Origin of the sequence: Streptomyces niphimycinicus, from assembly GCF_018883605.1 — a bacterium.
GTDB lineage: Bacteria > Actinomycetota > Actinomycetes > Streptomycetales > Streptomycetaceae > Streptomyces > Streptomyces niphimycinicus.
This window is the reverse complement of sequence record NZ_JAHLEM010000492.1, coordinates 1-6,852: the sequence shown is the minus strand read 5'-3', so window position 1 is coordinate 6,852 and position 6,852 is coordinate 1. Positions and strand designations below refer to the sequence as shown.

Below are 6,852 nucleotides of genomic sequence, written 5' to 3'. Positions count from 1 at the left end.
GCCAGGGGCCCGCACGGCCCCCCTGCGTCCTTTGCGCGGTCCCCGTGCCCTACGCGGGCCGCACGCTCCCGTAGATCGGCATCTCGGTGATCGGCGCCTTCTTCACCACATCGCCCGGCTTCGGCGCGTGGATCATCATCCCGTCGCCGATGTAGAGGCCGACATGGCTGATGTCGTCGTAGAAGAAGACCAGATCGCCCGGCTGGAGTTCGGACGTCGAGACGCGCGTACCGACTTTCACCTGGTCCCAGGTGGTGCGCGGCAGCGAGATCCCGGCCGACTTCCAGGCCGCCTGGGTCAGCCCTGAGCAGTCGAAGGAGCTGGGGCCGGTGGCACCCCAGACGTACGGCTTGCCGAGCTGCGACTTCGCGAAGGCGATGGCCTGGGCCGCCTTGGAGCTGTTGGCCGGGGCCGAGGGCGTCGTCGAACCGGAGCCGCTGTTCCCGCTCTGCTGTTCCCGCTGCTCCTGCTGCTTCTTGCGCGCGGCCTCCTGGCGCTGCTTCTCGGCGAGCGCGGCCGCCTTACGGCGGGCCTCTTCCGCCTTCTTCTTCTCGATCGCCGCCAGTCGCGCCTTCTCCTTGGCGGTCAGATTCGCCAGCAGCCGCCGGGCCTCGGTCAGCTTGTCCTGGACGGTCTTCTTCTGGGTCTTGAGCTGCTTCTGCGACGCGGTCAGCGAGGCGAGGCTCTCGCCGGCCTTACCGCGCTCCTTGGCGGCGCTCGCCTGCTGCTTCTGGAAGTCGTCGACGGCCTGCTTCTGCCGACCGGTCATCCGGTCCATCAGATGCGACTGGTCGAAGACGTCCTGTGGATCGTTGGAGAACAGCAGGGTCGCGGCGGAGCGGGCCATTCCGCCGTCGCGGTACTGGGCGGCGGCGTAGGTGCCGAGCGTCCGACGCGCCTCGTTGAGCTTCTCGGTGCGCTGGGCGACGGAGTCCAGCAGCTTGTCGACCTTGGCGCGCTGCTGATCGGCGCGCTCCTTGGCGGCGTTGTAGCGCTGAGTGGCGCTCTCCGCCTGGTGGTAGAGGGTGTCGACCTTCTCCTTGACCTTGTCGATCGACTGGGTGGCCGGCTTGGGGTCGTCGCCCGGCGCGGCGTTGGCCGTCTGGGAGAGGAGGGTGACGGACGCGAGGGCGGCCGTGGTGAACCCGACGGCCGTACGGCGGCCGTGGCCGGTGAGCGGGGCCGGTATTCGGCTCCGCGGCTTGCGGTGCGACGCCAACGGGGGCGCTCCTTCCGTGGACCGCCTACCGGGTTAGCTGTCGGGTTCGGGCGGTACGGAAGGTTGCCCTACGGCCGTGTCCGGGCGGCACTTGCGTGCCACGCCGCTTCGGGCCGATTCACCCCGGTGTCGCATTGTCGGGTCCCCGGCTCCGGGCGCCTCGCGGCGGTACCGGACTCGGCGGAGGCCGCCCGTGCCGACGCGGTTCGCCGACGGATCTTCCGGGCCGCCTGACGCAGGACGGTAGCCAACGCGTGGGGCTCCTGTGAAGACTGGTGGCCGTTTTGCCCGAAACCGTTTCGTGATGTTCGGGCATCGGCTGTCAGCGGGGCGGCCTAGACTCGGGGAGCGATGAGCAGCCTCTTTGACGACAGCTTCCTGGCGGACCTCGGGCCTCCTTCGAACGAGGAGCCACCGCCGCCGCCCGAGGATTCGGCGCACCCCGGCCCCGATGGCGCCGAGGACGTGCCGCATCACCTCTTCAGCGGCGGCTTCGACGCGCCCGTGCCCCGGGAGGCGCACTACCGGGACGGCGCGGCGCGGCCCGTCGTGGACCCGTCCGCCCTGCTCGAGGGGTTGAACGAGCAGCAGAGAGCCGCCGTGGAGCACACCGGCTCGCCGCTGCTGATCGTCGCGGGCGCCGGCTCCGGCAAGACCCGGGTGCTCACCCACCGCATCGCCTATCTGCTCGGCGCCCGCGGCACGCACCCCGGCCAGATCCTCGCCATCACCTTCACCAACAAGGCGGCGGGCGAGATGAAGGAGCGGGTGGAGGAGCTCGTCGGCCCGCGGGCGAACGCCATGTGGGTCTCCACCTTCCACAGCGCCTGCGTCCGCATCCTGCGCCGCGAGTCCAAGAAGCTCGGCTTCACCTCGTCGTTCTCGATCTACGACGCCGCCGACTCCAAGCGGCTGATGTCGCTGGTCTGCCGGGATCTGGATCTCGACCCCAAGCGGTTCCCGCCGAAGTCCTTCAGCGCCAAGATCTCCAACCTGAAGAACGAGCTGATCGACGAGGAGACCTTCGCCGGACAGGCCGCGGACGGTTTCGAGAAAACCCTGGCCGAGGCGTACGCGATGTACCAGGCGAGGCTGCGCGAGGCCAACGCACTGGACTTCGACGACATCATCATGACCACGGTCAATCTGCTCCAGGCGTTCCCGGACGTGGCCGAGCACTACCGCCGCCGCTTCCGGCATGTCCTGGTGGACGAGTACCAGGACACCAACCACGCGCAGTACACCCTGGTGCGCGAGCTGGTGGGCACGGACACCGAGGAGACCACGGCCGCCGAGCTGTGCGTGGTGGGCGACGCCGACCAGTCGATCTACGCCTTCCGGGGCGCCACGATCCGCAACATCCTCCAGTTCGAGGAGGACTACCCCACCGCGCGGACGATCCTCCTCGAGCAGAACTACCGCTCCACCCAGACCATCCTCAGCGCGGCCAACGCGGTCATCGAGCGCAATGAGAACCGCCGCCCGAAGAACCTGTGGACCGAGGCCGGCGCCGGGACCGAGATCACCGGCTATGTGGCCGACACCGAGCACGACGAGGCCCAGTTCGTCGCCGACGAGATCGACCGGCTCACGGACGCGGGCGACGCCAAGGCCGGTGACGTGGCGGTCTTCTACCGGACCAACGCCCAGTCCCGTGTCTTCGAAGAGATCTTCATCCGGGTCGGGCTGCCCTACAAGGTCGTCGGCGGCGTGCGCTTCTACGAGCGCAAGGAGGTCCGGGACGTCCTCGCCTATCTGCGGGTGCTGGCCAACCCCGAGGACGCCGTCCCGCTCCGCCGGATTCTGAACGTGCCCAAGCGCGGCATCGGGGAGCGCGCGGAGGCCATGATCGACGCGCTGGCACTGCGCGAGAAGATCACCTTCCCGCAGGCGCTGCGCCGGGTCGACGACGCGTACGGCATGGCGGCCCGCTCGGCCAATGCCGTCAAGCGGTTCAACACGCTCATGGAGGAGCTGCACACCATCGTGGAGTCCGGGGCGGGTCCGGCGACCGTCCTGGAGGCGGTGCTGGAGCGCACCGGCTATCTCGCCGAGCTCCAGGCGTCCACCGATCCGCAGGACGAGACCCGGATCGAGAACCTGCAAGAGCTCGCGGCCGTGGCCCTGGAGTTCGAGCAGGACCGCGGCGAGGAGAACCCCGGCACCCTCGCGGACTTCCTGGAGCAGGTCGCCCTCGTCGCCGACTCCGACCAGATCCCCGACGAGGACACCGACGGATCCGGTGTGATCACCCTGATGACGCTGCACACGGCGAAGGGCCTGGAGTTCCCGGTCGTCTTCCTCAGCGGCATGGAGGACGGCGTCTTCCCGCATATGCGGGCGCTCGGCCAGACCAAGGAGCTGGAGGAGGAGCGGCGGCTGGCCTATGTGGGGATCACCCGGGCCCGAGAGCGGCTCTATCTGACCCGCTCGACGATGCGCAGCGCATGGGGCCAGCCCGCGTACAACCCGCCGTCCCGCTTCCTGGAGGAGATTCCGGACCAGTATGTGCGGTGGCGGCGCACCGGGCCCGCCACCCCGTCGGCGTCCATGGGCAGCATCGCCTCGACGCCGCCGTCGGGGCTGACGTCCGGTCTGTCGTCGTCGCGTTCGCGCACCGGGGGCAGCGGGTTCGCGACCCGGCGGGCCAAGGAGCGCCCGGTGGTCGCGCTGGCCATCGGCGACCGGGTCACCCATGACTCGTTCGGGCTCGGCACGGTGGTGGCGGTGAAGGGCAGCGGGGACAACGCGGAGGCGACGATCGACTTCGGCGAGGAGAAGCCGAAGCGGCTGCTGCTGCGGTACGCACCGGTGGAGAAGCTGTAGCTGAAGCGGCCGATGGGCTGAGGCTGTAGCGCTGAGGCTTTAGCGCTGACCCGAGCGCTGAGGCTGTAGCGCGCCGGTGGCGCGCTACAGCGGTCGCGGAACGCGCTACAGCGGTCGCGGAACGGGGCCCGGGCCGGTCGTCAGGTCGGGTCGAGGCCCTGGCCGCGCAGCCAGGGCAGCGGGTCGATGGCCGAGCCACCGCCGGGGTGGACCTCGAAGTGCAGATGCGGGCCGGTGGAGTTACCGGAGTTCCCGGAGTACGCGATGGTCTCCCCGGCCTTGACGGTGCCGGAGCGGATCTTGGCGCTGCTGAGGTGGCAGTACCAGGTCTCCGTGCCGTCCGGGCTGGTCAGGACGACCATGTTGCCGTAGGCGTCGTTCCACTGCGTCGCCACGGTGCCGTCGGTGGCGGCCATCACGGGCGTGCCGTAGCTCACCGGGAAGTCGATGCCGGTGTGCACGGACATCCAGTTGATCCCGGCCTGGCCGAACATGGCGCTCAGACCGTGCTGGGCGACGGGCAGCGCGTACTTCGGGCGCAGTGCCTCCTTGCGTTCCGCCTCGGCGGCCTTGCGCTTCTTCTCGGCGGCCTGGCGCGCCTGGAGGTCGATCCGCTCCTGGGTGCGGCTGGCGCGGTCGCGGAAGTCGTCGGCGCCCTCCCGGACCCCGGCGAGCTGGGAGTCCAGCTTGCTGTTGGCCACGGAGGGCTTCACGGGGGCCGCCGCGGTGTCGGGGGCGGCCTGAGTGGTGGACTCGTCCTTCTTGTCGCTTCCCACGCCGCTGACGGAGGCGGCGGCCACGGCGGTGACGCCGAGAGCGCAGACGGAGGGGACGGCGACGGTGAGGAGCGCGGAGCGCTTGGGGCGGGGCGAGGGGGTACGGCGGCGACCGCGGCTCGCCTCCCGGCGGGGGGAGGGGGCGGATTCCCGCACGGCCGCCGCCTCGGGTTCAGGTTCCGCTTCGGGGGCCGGGTCGTGGGACTGGTCGGGCTCGTGGACCGGGTCGAACACGGCGGTGTGCTCGAAGCCGTTCGGCTCATGCTCGGCGACGGCGGCCTGCTCGAACGCGGCCGTCTCGTCGAGCGCGGCCGTCTCGTTGAACGCGGCCGACTGCTCGAAGGCGTTCGGCTGCTCGAAGGCTCCGCTGTGCTCGAAGGCGTTCGGCTCGAACACGGCCGTCTGCTCGAAGTTGCTCGGCTCGTGCTCGGGTTGGTGCTCGGGTTGGTGCTGGTCGAAGCCCGGCTGGGTCAGCCCCGAGTGGTCGTAGTGCTGCGCCTCGTCCACCGTCCCGTAGACGGTGGTGTCCCAGAACTGGGTCTGGCCGGTGTCCACGCCCGAGGTGTACGCCTCGGCCTCGTACCCCGCGCCCTGGTCCCACCGACCCGGCATCTCGGTGTGGCCGGTGGCGCCCGTGTCCCAGGCGCCGATGTCCCACTGGGCGCCGGTTTCGGCGTCCTGCTGGGCGGGGATGCCGGTGGGCAGGTGATGGCCCGCGGCGGCCCACATCGCGGTGGTGTCGTAGGAGCCGGAGTCGTAATGAGTCGCGTCGTAGTGGGCCGTGTTGTAGTGGCCCGTGTCGTACGACCCGGTCTGCTGCTGGTCGACGGCGGCCCACTGCGAGGCGTCGTACTGACCGCTGTGGGCGCCCTGCGCGTCGTCGTACGCGCCCGGGAGCGTGCCGAAGAGCGGGTCGCCGTCACCGTAGGCCGTGGCCAGGTGGGCGAAGCTGCCGGTGGAATAGCCGTCGTACCCGGCGTAGCCGTGCGCTGTGTCCTGTCGCTGACCGTAAGCCTCGTCGTACGGATACGAGGCGTCAGGAGCGGGGACGGTCGGAGGGGCCCCCGACGGGTGACGGTCGTTCACCACCAACTTCTCTTTCGCCTCGGCTGCAGGAGAATTAGCGGCGACTGTACCCGGCGGTACGCGGCAGCGACAATCTTCCGAGAGTTTTGGGCATCACGGCAAAGGGCATTTGGCCGTCTTTCGGCTGACTGTACGCAGTTCCTTGGCCGGGTGTTCGATTGGCGTTCGGCAATTCCGGGCCTGCTGAACTACCGGGAAGGGGTCTTGTGTCGCCGTGCGGTAGTCCCTCCTCCTCTCCTCTCATGCCACCGAGACCGCGCCGGAGCCGTCAGTCGGCGCCTCGTCGGCGGCATCCAGGGCCTCGCGGATCCGTACGGCCACGGAGGAATGCACCGCCAGGGCGAGATGTCCGATTCCGTTGACGCGGATGTTCTGGGAGATCACATCCGGATGGTCTATCCGGGCCGTCTCCGCCGGGATCATCAACTGATCCACGTCGCTCCAGAAAGCGATGAAACGCGTACGGCAATCAGGGGCAGGCTGCCGCAACTCCGTTATCACCTCGGAGTCCGGGCACATCTGGCGCACGAGTGGATGTGCGGACAACAAGGGCGCGATACGGGTGCCGCTGTGCGGGGTGCCGAGCGTCACCAGGGTGTGGACGCGGGCGTCCCCGCCGAGACGCTGGACGTAGTAACGGGCGATCAGACCGCCCAGGCTGTGCCCGATGACATCAACCTGACCATGGCCGGTGCGGGCGCAGACCTCCTCGACATGGCGGCCGAGCAGCGCGGCGGCGGTGCGCAGATCGCACAGCAGCGGCGAGTAGTTGAGCGCCTCGATATGCGGTCGGCCATGGCGGCCGAGCGAGCGGCGCAGCGGAACGAAGACGGACCGGTTGTCGATGAAGCCATGGAGAAGCAGCACGGGCCGGTGGGCCCGGCCGTCCGTGGGCAGGCGCGCCGCCGCGCCGGGCGGTGGCGGAGCGCCGGGTGGCGGCGGAGC

General features: G+C 69.9%; 4 protein-coding genes and 1 riboswitch. Of the genes, 1 reads left to right on the top strand and 3 read right to left on the bottom strand.

The annotated features are described in order from the left end of the window. Positions 1-49: 49 nt before the first annotated feature. Positions 50-1,219: a C40 family peptidase gene (locus tag KN815_RS33975; protein WP_216345692.1), complete on the bottom strand. Its 1,170-nt coding sequence runs from the start codon at positions 1,217-1,219 to the stop codon at positions 50-52. A 7-nt stretch (positions 1,220-1,226) separates the two neighbouring features. Continuing rightward, a riboswitch (cyclic di-AMP (ydaO/yuaA leader) is annotated at positions 1,227-1,397 on the bottom strand. 173 nt (positions 1,398-1,570) lie between these two features. Here KN815_RS33975 and pcrA point away from each other — a divergent pair. Next, entirely contained in the window at positions 1,571-4,045 is a 2,475-nt protein-coding gene (pcrA, locus tag KN815_RS33970) for a DNA helicase PcrA (RefSeq protein WP_216345691.1), read from the top strand. A 140-nt stretch (positions 4,046-4,185) separates the two neighbouring features. Here the strand turns inward: pcrA and KN815_RS33965 are convergent, their stop codons facing one another. Both KN815_RS33965 and KN815_RS33960 read right to left on the bottom strand, forming a co-directional pair. Next, a complete protein-coding gene (locus tag KN815_RS33965) occupies positions 4,186-5,910 on the bottom strand; it encodes a M23 family metallopeptidase (RefSeq protein WP_372458555.1) in 1,725 nt (574 codons plus the stop codon). A gap of 237 nt (positions 5,911-6,147) precedes the next feature. After that, positions 6,148-6,852, bottom strand: a 705-nt coding sequence (locus KN815_RS33960; protein WP_216345689.1) for a lipase family alpha/beta hydrolase, incomplete at its 5' end; no start/stop codon positions are given.